Origin of the sequence: Emticicia sp. 21SJ11W-3 (genome assembly GCF_024138715.1) — a bacterium.
Taxonomy (GTDB): domain Bacteria; phylum Bacteroidota; class Bacteroidia; order Cytophagales; family Spirosomataceae; genus Emticicia; species Emticicia fluvialis.
On record NZ_CP092074.1, the window covers coordinates 3995378 to 4011859 of the forward strand.

General features: G+C 39.8%; 16 protein-coding genes and 2 pseudogenes. 17 read left to right on the plus strand and 1 reads right to left on the minus strand.

Translation table 11 applies throughout. The features are described 5' to 3' along the window. Window positions 1–26: 26 nt before the first annotated feature. The gene (locus MB380_RS16930; RefSeq protein WP_253528587.1) at window positions 27–593 is read right to left on the minus strand and encodes a hypothetical protein; all 567 of its coding nucleotides are present in this window, start codon (window positions 591–593) and stop codon (window positions 27–29) included. Window positions 594–1099: 506 nt separating this feature from the next. Here MB380_RS16930 and MB380_RS16935 point away from each other — a divergent pair. The 17 genes and pseudogenes from MB380_RS16935 (at window position 1100) to MB380_RS21995 (ending at window position 16362) form a co-directional block, all read left to right on the plus strand. Then, entirely contained in the window at window positions 1100–2431 is a 1332-nt protein-coding gene (locus MB380_RS16935) for a TlpA disulfide reductase family protein (protein ID WP_253528598.1), read from the plus strand. An 11-nt stretch (window positions 2432–2442) separates the two neighbouring features. Then, entirely contained in the window at window positions 2443–5631 is a 3189-nt protein-coding gene (locus tag MB380_RS16940; RefSeq protein ID WP_253528608.1) for a SusC/RagA family TonB-linked outer membrane protein, read from the plus strand. Window positions 5632–5685: 54 nt separating this feature from the next. After that, window positions 5686–7011 (plus strand): RagB/SusD family nutrient uptake outer membrane protein, encoded by a 1326-nt coding sequence (locus MB380_RS16945; protein WP_253528635.1) that lies wholly within the window; start codon window positions 5686–5688, stop codon window positions 7009–7011. A gap of 565 nt (window positions 7012–7576) precedes the next feature. Then, on the plus strand, window positions 7577–8203 hold the full coding sequence (locus MB380_RS16950; RefSeq protein WP_253528653.1) for a hypothetical protein: 627 nt from the start codon (window positions 7577–7579) through the stop codon (window positions 8201–8203). A 207-nt stretch (window positions 8204–8410) separates the two neighbouring features. Beyond that, window positions 8411–8695: a hypothetical protein gene (locus MB380_RS16955; protein ID WP_253528656.1), complete on the plus strand. Its 285-nt coding sequence runs from the start codon at window positions 8411–8413 to the stop codon at window positions 8693–8695. 201 nt (window positions 8696–8896) lie between these two features. Further along, complete coding sequence (locus tag MB380_RS16960; protein ID WP_253528659.1) at window positions 8897–9421, plus strand: hypothetical protein; 525 nt, start codon at window positions 8897–8899, stop codon at window positions 9419–9421. Between the two features lie 123 nt (window positions 9422–9544). Continuing rightward, on the plus strand, window positions 9545–9679 hold the full coding sequence (locus MB380_RS21845; RefSeq protein ID WP_256503992.1) for a hypothetical protein: 135 nt from the start codon (window positions 9545–9547) through the stop codon (window positions 9677–9679). A 272-nt stretch (window positions 9680–9951) separates the two neighbouring features. Then, the gene (locus MB380_RS16965; RefSeq protein WP_253528686.1) at window positions 9952–10695 is read left to right on the plus strand and encodes a hypothetical protein; all 744 of its coding nucleotides are present in this window, start codon (window positions 9952–9954) and stop codon (window positions 10693–10695) included. A 138-nt stretch (window positions 10696–10833) separates the two neighbouring features. Next, complete coding sequence (locus MB380_RS16970) at window positions 10834–11349, plus strand: hypothetical protein (RefSeq protein WP_253528690.1); 516 nt, start codon at window positions 10834–10836, stop codon at window positions 11347–11349. Window positions 11350–11579: 230 nt separating this feature from the next. Next, window positions 11580–11714 (plus strand): hypothetical protein, encoded by a 135-nt coding sequence (locus MB380_RS21850; protein WP_256503993.1) that lies wholly within the window; start codon window positions 11580–11582, stop codon window positions 11712–11714. Between the two features lie 71 nt (window positions 11715–11785). Further along, window positions 11786–12421: a hypothetical protein gene (locus MB380_RS16975; protein WP_253528693.1), complete on the plus strand. Its 636-nt coding sequence runs from the start codon at window positions 11786–11788 to the stop codon at window positions 12419–12421. Window positions 12422–12426: 5 nt separating this feature from the next. Beyond that, a complete protein-coding gene (locus MB380_RS16980) occupies window positions 12427–12723 on the plus strand; it encodes a hypothetical protein (protein WP_253528696.1) in 297 nt (98 codons plus the stop codon). Window positions 12724–13084: 361 nt separating this feature from the next. Next, entirely contained in the window at window positions 13085–13219 is a 135-nt protein-coding gene (locus MB380_RS21855) for a hypothetical protein (RefSeq protein WP_256503994.1), read from the plus strand. Window positions 13220–13491: 272 nt separating this feature from the next. Then, window positions 13492–14214 (plus strand): hypothetical protein, encoded by a 723-nt coding sequence (locus MB380_RS16985; RefSeq protein ID WP_253528697.1) that lies wholly within the window; start codon window positions 13492–13494, stop codon window positions 14212–14214. 17 nt (window positions 14215–14231) lie between these two features. Next, on the plus strand, window positions 14232–14654 hold the full coding sequence (locus tag MB380_RS16990) for a hypothetical protein (protein ID WP_253528700.1): 423 nt from the start codon (window positions 14232–14234) through the stop codon (window positions 14652–14654). An 822-nt stretch (window positions 14655–15476) separates the two neighbouring features. After that, window positions 15477–15854 (plus strand): annotated as a pseudogene (locus tag MB380_RS21990) (transposase). A gap of 26 nt (window positions 15855–15880) precedes the next feature. Further along, window positions 15881–16362, plus strand: a pseudogene (locus MB380_RS21995) (transposase). The last annotated feature ends 120 nt before the right edge of the window (window positions 16363–16482 follow it).

Genomic DNA, 16482 nt, shown 5'->3' on the forward strand with positions numbered 1-16482 from the left:
TATTTAAAAGCCAATAACTAATGTTATTATCTAAAATACACATCCACCTTTCTACTCCCTAAACTTCCATCGTTTAATAATATCGGTCTCTTCATTGATTTTAGAACACCTTTGAAAACTGCATATCTTAGACCTTTAGAGAGTTCATCTTTTCGAAATTCCCTACTCAATTCTTCTTGACAATAAGTAGTAATTTCTTTTAAGTATTTGTAGCGATTATCAAAAAAACCTGACTTAATTAAAACTTCATTGATAAATGAGTCAATGCTTCGTTTAGATTTAGAACTTAAAAAATATTCTACGTTCTTTTTGTTATCGTTTTTGAATCTCAGTAGGGGTTCAGACCTATTAATATAATTGGGAATATTAGAATTCAGGTTGAATATTTTTATTCCGTCGAACCCTAATTTATCACCTATTTCTCTTGCTAAGGACTCACTTAAAGGTCTTGATCCATTCAAAATACCATATAGATGTGGAGTTGATTTATCTAGAAAATCCGCAAAGCCAGGAACATCCAAATCTATGATTTCCATAATTCTACGTAATCTATAAGCTATTTTTTCAGCGTATGCAATATTTTCTTCTTTCATCCTGTAAAAGGATGAAAACATTTACGCTATAAATTATCATATATTTGCTTTTTCTAAAAAAATATTTTATATTTGAATAAGTTATAGCTAATAGCTTTAGCGTTTGATTTTTTTTGGTATTAAACTAAAGAGTCTCGACAGCAAATTCCGACAATTTGACCAAGACGAGATGGTAGCTTAATGCCCATGTTAATATTTTGCCTACATTTGGCATTATAGTACATGGGCTCTACCATTACACCGTTCTTGGGAGCCGTCGGAAGCTTGCTGTACGGTGGGTAGTAGCCCTGTGCTATATTGCTTTTTATACCTACCATAATAGACTCGTTAAATAAGGACGAGTTGTGAAACAGTTTTCATTCAATCCCAACCTTTGCAGGGCTTTGTTCGACCTCAGGATAGGCGTATGCCCTAAGCAGCTCTTCAAGAACATCATCAAGTCTCCGGTGTAAGGGAGGGTAGTGCCAAGTCCCTTCTTTTACTCATCAATCTAAGCAATTAAAACTATGAACGTAAAAAAATACGTAGGGGCATTGCTATGCCTTTACTTTTGCCTATCTATACATTATCACCTACCCGCCCAGGCGCTCAAGGTGGGAGACGCTCTCCTACCGGCGCTCTGGCGCGTGCCACTTCAGGCAGCTAACCACCCCGAAGGTAAAGCAACCCTCACCCTGCAAGAGTATAAAGACCAACTCATCATCCTGGATTTCTGGGCTACCTGGTGCAGTCCGTGTATTGCCATGATGCCCCGCCTGGATAGCCTGCAAAAGCAATTTGATGGCCGTGTCCGGATCATCCCCGTTACCTATCAGTCCCGACAGGAAGTCACTTCCTTTATGGAGAAGTTAAGCAGACGGACCGGCAGACCTGTCAACCGGCCTGAAGTAGTAGAAGATGAGGTGCTGCAAAAAGCATTCCCCCGCGATGCCATCCCTTATTATGTATGGATAGGCCCCGATCAGCTTGTCAAAGCCATCACTACCAGCGAGCAGATGACGGCTAAGCATATTTCAGATTTCTTACAGAACCATACCACTCCCCAAACCAGAGAAAGGCCGCCGACAATACATTATGATGCACGCTACCCGCTTCTGGTAAAAGCGTCTGTCGACCAGCATCCGGTCACTCCGTATTACCAGTCAGTACTCGCCGCTTATATGCCGGGTTTGGGTGGCGGATACCAGCGCCAACCGGCAGGTAAGGGATTTACCCGCATCACCATGATGAACCAGACCATCCCCAAACTGGCTGCTCAGGCCTATGAAGAAGCACGCATCTGGTTCGGGAAAAATCGCATCCTGATAGAAACCCCCGATACACTGCAACTTATACCTCAGGGTGACCGGCAGGAATGGCTGCAAAAGAATGCCTTCTGTTATGAAATCATCGTTCCCACTGCTGATACCTCAAGAATTTTCCAATTTATGCAATCAGATTTAGGACGGTATTTTCCTCAATACCAGTTTTCCATTCAGGAACGAGACACCCGGTGCTACGCCTTGACCGTGACCGACCGAACCGCACTTCCTTTCAACCAATCAGGACAAGCCCCTCTTTTTGAAGCGCAGATGCTGGGTCTGAAAATGATTAATTGCCATCCGACCGTACTAGTCAACCGTTTGAATTTTCTCTACCAGCAAAACTCACCTTTCCCGCTGGTGGACGAAACCGGCATTACGAAGGGAATAGACCTGCCCATCGAGGCGGCTTTATCAGACCTGAACGCATTGAACAAGGCTTTAGAAAAATATGGTCTGGCCTTCAGGGAAAAAACTGTCCCGTTGAAACTACTGATTATCAATAGTGCCTCAGACCGATTATCTCCTCACCCCTAAATTCCTGACCCATGAACATAAAACCATACATTCTGTGGCTCCTGCTCTTCCTGTTTCATAGTAACCTGTGGGCACAAATCCAGGTAAGAGGGAAAATAGTATCTGCGGGCGAAAAGCAGCCCCTGGTGGGGGCTTCCATACAAATCCCTGGTAGCATTCGTGGTACGATTGCTGATGCAGAAGGCAATTTTTCCATCCAATCATCCGCCCCTGCGGAGAGTCTGGTGGTCAGCTTTATCGGATACAAGCGTCAGCTGGTGTCGCTGAAAACCTATACAGGCGAACTGCTTACTATTTATCTGGAACCTGAGTCTTCCCAGTTTGATGAAGTGGTGGTGGTTTCTACCGGTTACGAGCAGATACCCCGCGAGCGGGCAACCGGTTCCTTCGCCTTTGTGAATGCGGAGTTGATTAACCGGAGTCCCGGCACCAATATCCTCAACCGCCTGGAAGACCTGGCCAGCGGACTGACTTTTAACCGGGATGGTTCCACGCAGGGCAACAACATCAGTATCCGAAGTCTGGGTACGATTTATGCCAATGACCAGCCTTTGATTGTGATTGATAATTTCCCTTATGAAGGGGACATCCGTAACCTCAATCCTTCCGATGTAGCCTCCATTACTCTACTCAAGGATGCGGCTGCGGCTTCCATCTGGGGAGCCCGGGCAGGTAATGGGGTGATTGTCATCACTACTAAAAAAGGAAAGGCAGGCAAGCAGCAGATTACTGTGAAAAGTGATGTGGTTTGGGGAAGCAGACCCAACCTGTTTTACAAACCCCGGATGTCTACGGCGGAGTACATGGGTATGGAAAAGCTGCTTTTCGAACGGGGATACTACACGGCAGCAGAAACTTCTTTGGGGAATACACCCCTGACACCGGTTGTGGAGCTGCTCATTGCCCGGCGAGACGGAACAATCAGCGCTGAGGCAGCGCAGGCTGAAATCAGCCGACTGGAATCGCTTGACCTTAGAAATGATTATAGCAGGTATCTCTACCGGAACAGCCTGTTACAGCAATATGCTATGAATCTCAGTGGCGGAACCACCGCTCACCGGTATTATTGGTCTGCGGGGTATGACCGCAACCTGTCTGCCTCTGTGGGCGACCAGTTCAACAGACTGACGCTGAACCTGGCCAATCATTTCAGCTTTCTCCAGCAAAAGCTGGAACTAGGAACAGGTATCTACTTTACCCGGACGACGGATCAGCAGAACAGTTTGGGGACACTTAATCTGGAGACCTTACGACCGCTATATCCATACGCCCGGTTGGCCGACGAATCAGGGAATGCTTTGGCGATTGTAAAGGATTACCGGACTTCTTTCGTTCAGAATGCAGCCTTGCGGGGCTTGTACGACTGGACTTACCGGCCATTGGAGGAATTAAACCGCAATGACAACACCACTCTTGCCAACGATTTGCGTCTGAACCTGAATATGAAATACCTGCTTATCCGCGGCTTGCAGGCCGAAGTACAGTACCAGGCAGGTTTGGGCAATGCCTTGCAAAAGCAATATTACAGCCCTGAAAGCTATTTTACCCGTGATTTGATCAATAACTATACCCAGGTAGGTACTAACGGAACCTTGACTTACCCTATCCCCAAAGGTGGCATCCTGGATCAGTCGCAGGGATACACTGTCACGCATCATCTGAGAGGCCAGTTGTCCTATAAAAACATCAGCAATGACGCTGAACCTAATCCTAACAGAATTTCGCTGCTGGCCGGGGCGGAGGTGTATGACCGCAGCAGATGGAGTAGCCGGAACCGGTTTTATGGATACGATGACCGGCATGCCACCCTGCAACCAGTTGATTACATAGGTATATTCACTCAATACAGTTACCCGACTACCAGTAAGACGATTCCCTTCCGGGATGGGCGTACCGAGCAATCCGACCGCGGCATCTCGTATTACCTGAATGGGGCTTACACCTATTTGGGACGTTATACCTTCTCGGCAAGTGCCCGGCTGGATCAATCCAATCTGTTTGGGGTAAAAACCAATCAGCGGGGCGTACCGCTTTATTCTACAGGTCTCAGCTGGGATATAGCTCAGGAGCAGTTTTATCATTGGCCAGCACTTCCTTATCTCCGGCTGCGGGCCACCTATGGCTATAACGGTAACATCGACAAAACAACCAGTGCGTATACGACCGCCTATTATTTTTCTTCTGCCGCACAAACCAGGCTACCCTATGCACAGATTATTAATCCGCCCAATCCCCAACTCAGATGGGAACGGGTGGGCATCTTTAATGGGGGGTTAGACTGGGAAACACGAAACTCCCGCTGGAAAGGAAGCCTTGAATTCTATGCCAAAAAAAGTACGGATTTAATCGGAGACACACCTTATGCCCCCTCTTCCGGTATTACCAGTTTTAGAGGGAATATCGCCAATATGACCGGTAAGGGTATGGATCTGGAGGTTTCCCGCCAGCATACCACCCGGGGTGTCCGCTGGCAGTCGGTACTCTTATTGAGTTATGCGGCAGATAAAATTACTAATTATCAGGTGCAGTCCTCCACTATCAACTATCTGCAATCCATCCGCTTACCCATGAACAACCAGTCCTTGTATACCTTGTATGCTTTGGAATGGGGTGGATTGAATCCCTTGGATGGCTCTCCCACCGGCTTGCTTGAGGGAAAGTCCAGCACGGATTATACCCGGATCATCCAGACCACTCCGACGACCGGTTTACTTTCCTATGCGGCAAGACCCCGGCTGTTTGGAAGTATCCGCAATAACCTGGTCTACAAAAAACTAAGCCTGTCCTTTAACATTGCCTACCGGCTGGGCTATTTCTTCAGAAGGGAATCGGTGGTCTATTCCGATGTCCTGGCAGGCAATGGGGGACATGGCGATTTTTCCAAAAGGTGGATGCAGCCGGGTGACGAATTAAAAACCCAGGTGCCCTCGCTTCCCCTAACCGCATCGGCCAACCGGGATAACATGTACCGTTATTCAACACAGCTCATAGAAAATGGTAATCATATCCGCTTGAGAGATGTTCGTTTGCAATATGATTTGTCTGCTAAGCACATAGCGCTGTTCAAATCTGCTCAGCTATACTTTTATGCCAATAACCTTGGATTGCTCTACCGGGCTAACAAGCAGGGCATAGACCCGGATTACCCGGATATGCCCTCTGCACCTTCTGTCAGTTTTGGATTCAATCTCCAGTTTTAAACTCCTCATGCAATGAAACCTCATCAATTATTCTGTCTGCTATCCTTATGTCTTTTGTCTGGCTGTGATTCGGAATTCCTCAGCAAAAAGCCTGACAAAGCATTGTTGATACCCCAAACCCTTGCGGATTTCCAGGCACTGCTGGACAATAACAGCTACATGAACCTGGCACCCTATTTACCTTTGATCAGCAGTGATGATCTCTCTATTACTGATCAGGGACTCCCCAGCCGCTCCCTTCTGGAAATCAACAGTTATGTATGGAAAAAGGATTTGTACGAAAACTCCAATGTCGGAGATTGGAATAACCAGTATCGCATTATCCTGTATGCCAACATTGTCCTGGAAGGACTTGAAAAAACAGAACCTTCTGAACAGAAAAAGCATCTGCAGGGTACGGCGTTGTTTTTCAGGGCATGGGCGCATTTGCATTTGGCACAACAGTTTTCCCAACCCTATGATCCGGCCAAAGCCGGTCAGACACCGGGCATCCCTCTTCGATTGGAATCTGATGTCAATGCTTTAAGTGGCAGAGGCACCCTCTCAGGAACGTTTCAGCAAATCATGACTGACCTCAAAGAATCGCTTGAATTATTGCCTGACCTGGTGCCGGTTCTCACCCGGCCCAGTAAAAATGCAGCCCGGGCATTGCTGGCCCGGGCCTGTCTATTGATGCAGGAATATGCCCTGGCCGAACACTTTGCCGCGGAAGCACTGAAACGAAATAATCTATTGCTGGATTATAATCAATTGACAGGTGACCTCAGTTCGGCTACCCGCCCTTTCCCTGCCTTGTTAACGGAAGGAAACCCTGAGGTGATTTTCTATGCGCCGCTGGCTTCATCAGGTTATCAAAGCGCGACTACAACGATGGTTGATTCAAGCCTTTTCAATGCCTACGACTCACGAGATCTGAGAAGAAATCTGTTCTATGTCAGGCGGGCAGACAGGGCGGTTAATTTTAAAGGATCGTATAGCGGCCGGTCTCCGGTGACCCATTTTGCCGGACTGGCCAATGATGAACTCTATCTGATTCTGGCAGAATGTCAGGCGCGCCGGAATGCCTTGGAAGAAGCGGCACAAACCATCAACACCTTGCTGAGTAAACGATGGAGAACGGGAACTTTCCCGGGAGTGTCTTTCCCGAATGCCATAACAGCGCTTCGCTTCATCTTAGAGGAAAGAAGAAAAGAGTTGGCCTTTAGAGGATTGCGGTGGTCAGACCTGCGCAGATTGAATCTGGAACCGGGCTTGAGCAAAGATTTGTCCCGGAAAGTGAATGGAGAACTTATCCAACTACAAGCAAATGACCCCAGATATACTTTCCCTATTCCTGAACTGGAGGTAAGGCTGAATCAAATTGAACAGAATCCCAGGTAAAAAAACACCCCTGATGGTAGATCAATTCACCATCAGGGGTAGACTACAATAAGTTTATTGGATGTAAGAACATATTGATATCGAATAAAAGCAATTGACCTTAACATTCTTTAGTTAATCAGACTTTATGGACTTGAAGTTTGCATAATATCCGTCTATGTTAGAAGTCTCCAGATAATCAACCAATAAAAAACCAAAAAAATTGACAGATAAAGTCATCTTACCACTGAATTCCCCATTTTCGAAGTCAATACTAATTATTCCATTATTAAAAATTTTTCCAAGTATTAACACTTGCACAAGTATTAACACTTGAAATAGACAAACCACACTAACAAATAACCCCTAAAAGGATTTCTTCTTTGGCAAAACTTGAAACCAAACGTGTAGCTGCATTTCAGATGCCCTATACCTTACTGAAAAAGATTTAGGGCAAGTTACCTACTCTGCGGCACAATTTTTTGGATGCTTGGATCCCACTCTTGGAGTTAACAAGTTTCTTATTGATGCAGACTGTCTTAAGATGGTGACTGATGGGTGGGAAACTATCAAACTAATCTATGGTATGGCCAAAGGTATTACTTTAGATGGGACATTCAAAAAACTTAAATCAACAGCCTTACAATTTGTTGAGGATTATGTTGGATATACTCCCATCAACAAGTATCATCATGGGCGGTTAGTATTCGATGTTGGTTCTATGTTTGTTGGAGTTGGCGAGGCATCAGCTTTGCTGAAAGGCATGAGTCTTGTAAAAGCTGCTGTGTTTTTAGAAAGAGCAGCAGCATTAGCAGAGCGATTCAATGTTTTAAGTAAAATGCTGAGTAAAGTTGGTGTAACTGCCTCAAAATTGGGCAGTAAAGGTTTTCAGTTTGTTATAAAAAAAGCGGATGGAAGCATTGCTAAAGTTATAGGAAGTTATGTAGATAATGTACTTAAAGGTGTAAAGCAAAAGACAGCAGCTTATACCAAATATTTAGGTATTCATACAGGTGATATTGAATTTGCAGATGGTACTAAACGAAAAGGCACTTATAAAATTTGGGGTAAATGCGGAAGTGTCAGTACTTTGCGTGTAAATACTGATGGAGCCAATGGATGTGGTAATCTTAGCGAAGCTGCGGCTGAAGCCGCTAAGGGGGGGCGAATGTTTACAAGCATAGTTATAAATATGATGAGAGGGTTAGGATGAGAGGGGTTGAAGACCATGTTAGTCACAATTTTCCGTACTCATTTGATGATGCCATATTAGCTACTAAGCCAATTATTAAAAATAATGGATATAGAATCTTCCAGCTACAGGGTAAAATGAATGGAAAGAATGGCGTTTTTGAAATTGGAGTCAATAAAGATGGTATAATTGATCACAGGTTTTTTAGACCAAAATAAACTGATAATAATGAAGTATTTAGTTATAGATGCTGCCTTAGGTGGTACAGGAATTAGAGATAAGTATCAAGGAGGATATATAGATCCCGATGACTTAGATTTAAGCATAATAATTAAACAAAGATTAAAAGAGTGGTTATTAAAATATGAGAATGAACACTATAATGGCTTTGCTGATGGCACACTTATAGAAGACCTTGACCAAGAAGGTAGAGAAATAGCCTTAATTATTAAAAATGAATTAAAGGAAGTAAAGATAGAATACTTTTCTGATGCACGAATGACAAATGATTAGCGAATTATGGCCGAAAGATGCAAATTGCTCTGAGTGTGATGCTGTAAATCAGGCATTGTATGACGGTGCAATATGGGATGATATACAAATCCATACCATTAAAATCGACTTTAAAGGTAATAAAATGATAAATTTTACAAGATGTAATGAGTGCAGAGATATTTTTAAAGATTTGCATGTCACTAGTGATAAATAAATTATATGAAAGCGATGGATTTTAAACGGATATCAATTCGGGGAAGAGTTGCATTTTCAATAGTATGTCTTGAAAACTCAATCAAACACTTTCAACTTTCAGAATTGGAATGGGATTTTTTATTGAAGCTATTATGGAATTATACTAGTATTAATATGGGGACTTGGCACTATCAGGTGGCAGAATGTATTCCAAGAGGGGCATTAAATGATACTGATGATTTGAGTGATTTAGATTTTTTGAGCGAAACCCAATTCTGGTCTTTAAATCAATTATATAAAAAGTGTAATAATGAATTATTGGAAATTATAGACCTTATTTTTTTCATAGGAATATCAGATCTTTATTCTTCTATTGAAAATTACTCTCCTCAGACTATTGAATATTTGCAAGAAATTTTACTTATTATGAATAAGCATAAAATTCCGTTACCACCTGTTAATATGTTTTATCAATTCTCCATAACTGAGTATAATGGTTGGGGAAGGGAGTTTACAAGAGAAGATGTTTTTAGAAATATTTCAAATTAGTGCTATAGTAAAGAAGCAATTTAGAATTGTAAAGCTTAAAGTGCCCCAACCAATAAATACTAAACACATACCCATTACCAATCATACCACCCATTATAATTTATAAAGAGAAAAACCTATAAAATGAAGCAATTCTACAAACCTTTACGTAAAATCTGGGCTTTGCTGTTGTTAGTATGCGGCTTTACGTTGGCGGCTCATGCCAGCGATGACGTGCCGGGTACAAAGAAAAAGGAATATAAAGTAAAGATAGTTTAAAATAAAAATTGAGTACTTCTGCTGATATAGGCAATCAGAGAAGCCGGGGTTTCCATAACCCATATAGTTCATTGATTTATAGGTTAATTTCTCAATTTCGTTGGCATAACCGATATGTTACCGGCCAACGGCTGGGCGGCTATATTGAAAGACCAATATTACCAGCTTGAATCAGGTACACTTCAATAAACGGATACTACAACGGGCGCACTGCATTTGAAATAGCATCTATGTTTGTGGGTGTGGGGGCTATAACGGGTAGCCTGAAAGCCATGAAAGCTGCGAAACTGGCCAATGCCATACAGAAAGTTGCTGAGATATCTGACAGGCTTGATGTTACCTCTAAGATTATGAGCAAGGTAGGCATGGGCTTTAAAAAAGGAGCTGGTAAAGTAGGTAAGTTTGTAATTCGTAATGCAGCCGGCGGTATTATAGGAACAGCATTTGATGTAGTAGATGGGGTTTACAAGAATGTAAAGAAAAAGACATCAAGTGCATATAATGTCTTTTTAGGTACCATTGAGGGACAAGTGCAATTTATAGGCGAAAAAACTCAAAAGGTTAGATGCAATATTTGGGGTAAATGTAGTTCAGGAGCAGGTGGAAGAGTTGATGCAACAAATCCTCCTAATCTTTTGAGTTGTGTAGATGACGCTGCTATGGAGACAATTGATGTATTCAAAAGAGCATTGCATAAAAATGAACTTAATAATATGACCTATAAAAAGTATAAAAGTGACAGAGATAAGGGTATTATTACTAATTTAACAGGGCATCATGCGCCATCTGTATCTTATTTTGAACAGTATTGTGAAAAAATGGGACTTGACAAGAAAATGATTATGGGCGGAGGTCATGGGGACGATTTAATGACTATACTTTTGGAAAGCGGGAAAGCTCCTGGCCGTCATTCGCGAACAAAAACTTTTAAAAACAACCTTGGTAGTAAGAGACCCGATTATTATGACTTAATTCCATCAGAAGCACTAAAATATGAAATTGAAGATATGGCGTGAATACTTAAAGAAGATGGTTTTGGGATGCAGTGGCTAAGAAAAAATTACAAAACTATATAGAGGCTCAAAAACAAAAATTACAAAATATTTTTACTACTTATCCCAGTATTTCTTGGCCAACATTTAATTAATAAATATATGAGAAACGATATGCTTAAATTTATTGAAGCAATAAACTCTTCAAAATTTCTGAATACAGAAGAAGAATATTCCATTTTTTGGGATTCATTAGAGAATTTGAAAGAGGCTAGTAAAGAAGAAATTTCTAATCCTATTGAATATGTGGAAAAATTATTTAAGATATTGAATAATGAAACTGAAGATTTTGAAACATTAATGGAAGTAGTATTTTTCATATTCGAATTCGCACGAAACAAAAACATTGATATTGATGAATTTATTAAAACAATCTTCATTGAATTTGATGAAATGAAGGAAGATAAGATAATATGGGTAGAAGAAATTATTTCATTAATGATTAAAAAGGAGTATATAGATGCAATAAAATTTCATCTCAATAATTCCGATAAAAAAATTATTGAGGCCTTTAAATTTATTTCTTCTGGCTTTATTAATGATCTTAGTTTAGATAAACCCACCATTTCATATGCGAAGGAGATTTTTAGTTTTATTGAGAATTTAAACTCAAACTAATAGCGTATTTCGTGATTGTTTAAGGTTTGCCTTTAAGAAATTTAAGAGTGAAAAAGTATTCGAACTCATGAAATTATGCTTTAACACTTGATTTATAGCTAAACATTACTAGCTATAAATCACTCTGAATGAATCTCTTAGAATAAGCCACCAACCTCAAACCATTAAATTCTAAACACATTACCAAACACCACCCCCACTGTGATATTTAAAAGAGAAAAACCTATAAAATGAGGCATAACTACAAACCTATTTTTAAAATCTGGGCTTTGCTGTTGTTAGTATCCGGCTTTCCGTTGGCGGCTTATGCCAGCGATGATGGTCCGGGTACCAAGAAAAAGGAATATAAAGTAAAGATAGTTTAAAATAAAAATTGAGTACTTCTGCTGATATAGGCAATCAGAGAAGCCGGGGTTTCCATAACCCATATAGTTCATTGATTTATAGGTTAATTTCTCGACGTCGTTGGTATAACCGATGTGTTACCGGCCAACGGCTGGACGGCTATATTGATAGTCCTGTGTTACCAGCTGGTAAATCAGGTAAGTTTGTAATTCGTAATGCAGCCGGCGGTATCGTTGGCGAGGCAATGGAGTATGTAAACGGAGTTTATAAAAAAGTTAAAAAGAAGACTTCTGCTCATAACAAGTATCTGGGTACTTTTGAAGGTGAGGTTGAATTTGCAGATGGTACTAAAGGAAAAGGAACATATGAACTTTGGGGTAAATGTGGAAGTGTTAGTAATTTGCGTGTAATTGCTAATCCCCCGAAGGGTAAAAAATGTGATAATGTTAGTGAAGTTGGAGCAATAGCCGGTAAGGAGGGGAAAGAATTATATAATTTTGGCGGAAGTGCGGGCAGGCATATGGAAAATCCGGGTAGAGCAGTACCAATTCAAATATTAGATCAAGCAATCAAAGGATCTATAGGAGTGCCAGACCCCAAAGGCTCACGAGCTAAAGTGCACAGTATCGAAATGATTAAAGACGGAAAGACTTACAAATTAGATGTTCTTTACGATAAGGCAACAAATACTATTTGGCATTTTCAATATAAACCTGTAAAACCATAAGCAATATGTATAAAAAGAATGATAAGAGAAGACTGTATTGGCTTATTGACCAATTTTTATCAGGCAAAATAAATGAAATAACATTTTGTGATGATTTCCACGATACCTTTGTTAACGAAATGAATTATAAAGGTCTAACAGATATTGAATATAAGGCTTTTGTTGATTTAAGTGATGTATCACAACGGTATTCAGAATATGAAGAGGACTTTAAATTTTGGGCAGGATTTGTTACTGCAGAAGAGTTAAAGCAAAAAATAATAGAGACAAAAGAGGAATTATCAGAGGAAAGCCCGCATTAGTATATTTTGATATTATTTGAGAATATGTTTTAGAAGTTGAATCACTACTTTGCTGATAATATTTTCACAACTACTTTTCAAATTTATTGTAAATGGAATTAAGAAAATTTTTAATTGTGAATTCCTTTGGAGAACTATTGAATAAAATTCAATCAAAGTAATAGTGAAACTTTAGAGTTTCATTAACGAATAAGAGGAGTAATTATTAGTTAAATAAAATCAAACTTCTAATAATAGAATTGGGATACTGTTGAAGAGCATCTGTTTTAGAATATTAAGCACCTGATTAAGAAAACACTAAACACATACCCATTACCAAACACCACCCCCACTGTGATATTTAAAGAGAAAAACCTATAAAATGAAGCATAACTACAAACCTTTACGTAAAATCTGGGCTTTGCTGTTGTTAGTATGCGGCTTTACGTTGGCAGCTTATGCCAGCGATGACGGGCCGGGTACTAAGAAAAAGGAATATAAAGTAAAGAAAGTTTAAAATAAAAATTGAGTACTTCTGCTGATATAGGCAATCAGAGAAGCCGGGGTTTCCATAACCCATTAAGTTCATTGATTTATAGGTTAATTTCTCAATGCCGTTGGCATAACCGATGTGTTATAGGCCAACGGCTGGGCGGCTATATTGAAAGACCAATATTACCAGCTTGAATCAGGTACACTCCAATAAACAGATACTATAACGGGCGCACTGCATTTGAAATAGCATCTATGTTTGTGGGTGTGGGGGCTATAACGGGCAGCCTGAAAGCCATGAAAGCTGCGAAACTGGCCAATGCCATAAAGAAAGTTGCTGAAATATCTGACAGGCTTGATGTTACCTCTAAGATTATGAGCAGGGTAGGCATGGGCTTTAAGAAAGGAGCAGGTAAAACAGGTAAGTTTATCATTCGTAATGCTGCAGGTGGTATTGTTGGCGAGGCGATGGAGTATGTAAACGGAGTTTACAAAAAAGTTAAAAAGAAGACTTCTGCACATAACCAGTTTCTGGGTACAATAGAGGGTGATGTAGAATTTGCAGACGGTACCAAAGGAAAGGGAGCTTATGACCTTTGGGGAAAATGTGGAAGTGTTAGTAATTTCCGTACTAGTGCTAATCAATGTAATACTGTTAGCGAAGTTGGAGCTGAAGTCGCTAAAGAGGGGGGGAGTATACTTTCTGCTGCTTCAAAAGCTGCATTTAAAGCGGCTGATAATGTAGGTTCAATTTTTGTCAAGAATAAACATTTAAGTAGTCATACAACGGGTACTTATGCAAAGTTTGCAACAGCAGATATTAGTACAGCTCAAGGATGGGTACAAGAGGGATTCCGTTCACCTAAAGCTAGATTTTTGCCCAATCCTCAAATCCCAAATTCATTTCAGGTAGTAACAGACCTCGGAAAAAAAATAGGAACTAAAGGGCAAACATCAATTCGAACCATCGTTAGTTTTGATGGTAGAGTAATTAATACTTTCCCTGTAAATTTAAATTAATATAAATTGAAATTGAAATGAGAATTAAATTTGAGATAACTGATATTCCAATTGCTGAACAAAAAAATTATCCTACAGCTTATTTAGAAGGAATACTTAAAATCTATGTTAAAGAAGTGGTATTCTTTAATCAATCAGGAATATTACTTATTGAGTTTGCAATATTTATTAGCAGATGGCTGAATAACGTTAAAACTACTGAATTTGTTGATTTTAGCTTCGAAACAATGGATAATGATGAATCTATTCTGTCTTTGAATTATGTGAACAAGAATCTTTTTAGAATATATTCCATTTGGCAAGAATTAGAAGTTAAAGAATTATTAACTAAGGAAGAAATAGTTGCTGAGTTTGAAAAATATTTAGAAAGTCTAGAAAATGAGTTGAAACTGAAAACTGAAATTGACTTAAGTAGTGTTCTAAAGGATATCCAGTGGTAGTTACTGCTAAGTGAGTAAGAAATAATTTTAAGTTTGATGAAAACGAAGCGAAAGTGTATTTTGGTAAACATGCAATCGAAATAATGAAGATTAAAGAGAAATCCATTTTACAATCTTTAAAACTATGTTAATCATGCGAATTGGATAATTCAAAATTGAACATAGCTCCAAATATAATGCCATTAGAGAATAACAGGTGGTATTATTAATGTTGTGACAAATTAATAAGTATTCACAATGTTATAATTGATTGCAGTGATATCATCTTTTTTTCTGAGACTGGATAAATGATGAGAGAGCGATTGAGAATTATGTGTACTTTGTATTATCACGACTTGATTTATTAAGAATTAAAAGCAAACATGAGTCATCTTGAATTTTGAAAATTTAAATAAAAAGAACCTAAAATTACCGACACACCCCTCCACTGTGATATTTAAAGAGAAAAACCTATAAAATGAAGCAATTCTAAATTACCTATTGTAAAATCTGGGCTTTGCTGTTGTTAGTATGCGGCTTTACGTTGGCAGCTTAGGCCAGCGATGATGGGCCGGGTACCAAGAAAAAGGAATATAAAGTAAAGATAGTTTAAAATAAAAATTGAATACTTCTGCTGATATAGGCAATCAGAGAAGCCGGGGTTTCCATAACATGTAATAGACAAGACTTAATCTGACAGAAAGGTATTAAAATTAACTGTCAGATAACATATTAATATCGTTCCAGTTAAATTCTGAATTAGATGACTGAATTGACACATCAGTCATTGGGAGTTTTGAGCCAATCATTTTACCTAAACGTCAGGTAATTATTACCGAAGAACTGGAAGATAAAGTCACTGCCTTGTACGGTCGTGGGGTGAGTACAAAAGATATTTCCACCCATATTAAGGAGCCTTATCAGATTGAAATTTTGGCTTCTCAGTTGTCTGCCATTACTGATAAGGACTAGGCGTCCCCGTAATTCCGGCTATGAATGAGTGGAAAACCCGCTCTCTTCAATCAGTCTATGCTTTTGTTTATCTGGATTATATGCACCGCAGCGGCGGACCGCTACAAGGTACGAGAAAGTGGACGAGTTACTACACGAGCAGTTTATAACATTTTAAGAATAGACTTGACAGGTAAGAAAGATTTAATTGGCATGTATGTCTCTGAAACAGAGGGAGCCAAATTCTGGATATCAGTTATTACTGATTAAAGAATCGAAGTGTTGAGGATATTCTGATTGCCTGTGTCGATGGGCTAAACGGGTTCCCCGTTGCTATTGAACTGTTTTTCCTCAAACTTAGGTACAAACCATGTGTAGTTCATCAAATTCGTGCTTCTCTTCGGTATGTGGCTGAAAAAGACAAAAAAGAGTTTATTAATGACTTGAAGCCTGTCTATCAATCCCTTACAAAAGATGAAGGCTTTGAGAATCTGATTGCTTTAGATAATAAATGGGCTAAAAAATATCCAGGTCCTATTCAATCCTGGTACAACAATTGGGAGAATCTTTCAACTTTTTTTCAATACCTAATGCCATTAGAAAGGTCATTTATACCGCAGCGGCGGCCGCAACTAACACCATCGAGGGTTTCCACAGACAAGTTAGAAAAATTACGAAAACAAAACGGGCTTTTACTTCTGACAATGCCTTTTTAAAATTAGTCTATTTAGTAGTACAAAATATTACTGACAAGTGGACAATGCCGCTCCATAACTAGAGCTTGGCACTATCACAACTTTATGTTTTTTTTGGGGATAGGTTGAAACTTCATTTAATGACCTGAAAAATCAAACCTGACACAGTTCAGTTTACACTCCCTTCTACGCTAACTACTAAC

Coding starts and splice junctions, on each gene's coding strand:
- MB380_RS16930 (WP_253528587.1), bottom strand. CDS start 593: ATGAAAGAAGAAAATATTGCATACGCTGAAAAAATAGCTTATAGATTA.
- MB380_RS16950 (WP_253528653.1), top strand. CDS start 7,577: ATGGCCAAAGGTATTACTTTAGATGGGACATTCAAAAAACTTAAATCA.
- MB380_RS16985 (WP_253528697.1), top strand. CDS start 13,492: ATGAAAGCTGCGAAACTGGCCAATGCCATAAAGAAAGTTGCTGAAATA.
- MB380_RS16990 (WP_253528700.1), top strand. CDS start 14,232: ATGAGAATTAAATTTGAGATAACTGATATTCCAATTGCTGAACAAAAA.
- MB380_RS16960 (WP_253528659.1), top strand. CDS start 8,897: ATGAAAGCGATGGATTTTAAACGGATATCAATTCGGGGAAGAGTTGCA.
- MB380_RS16970 (WP_253528690.1), top strand. CDS start 10,834: ATGAGAAACGATATGCTTAAATTTATTGAAGCAATAAACTCTTCAAAA.
- MB380_RS16980 (WP_253528696.1), top strand. CDS start 12,427: ATGTATAAAAAGAATGATAAGAGAAGACTGTATTGGCTTATTGACCAA.
- MB380_RS16935 (WP_253528598.1), top strand. CDS start 1,100: ATGAACGTAAAAAAATACGTAGGGGCATTGCTATGCCTTTACTTTTGC.
- MB380_RS16965 (WP_253528686.1), top strand. CDS start 9,952: ATGAAAGCTGCGAAACTGGCCAATGCCATACAGAAAGTTGCTGAGATA.
- MB380_RS21850 (WP_256503993.1), top strand. CDS start 11,580: ATGAGGCATAACTACAAACCTATTTTTAAAATCTGGGCTTTGCTGTTG.
- MB380_RS21855 (WP_256503994.1), top strand. CDS start 13,085: ATGAAGCATAACTACAAACCTTTACGTAAAATCTGGGCTTTGCTGTTG.
- MB380_RS16955 (WP_253528656.1), top strand. CDS start 8,411: ATGAAGTATTTAGTTATAGATGCTGCCTTAGGTGGTACAGGAATTAGA.
- MB380_RS16940 (WP_253528608.1), top strand. CDS start 2,443: ATGAACATAAAACCATACATTCTGTGGCTCCTGCTCTTCCTGTTTCAT.
- MB380_RS21845 (WP_256503992.1), top strand. CDS start 9,545: ATGAAGCAATTCTACAAACCTTTACGTAAAATCTGGGCTTTGCTGTTG.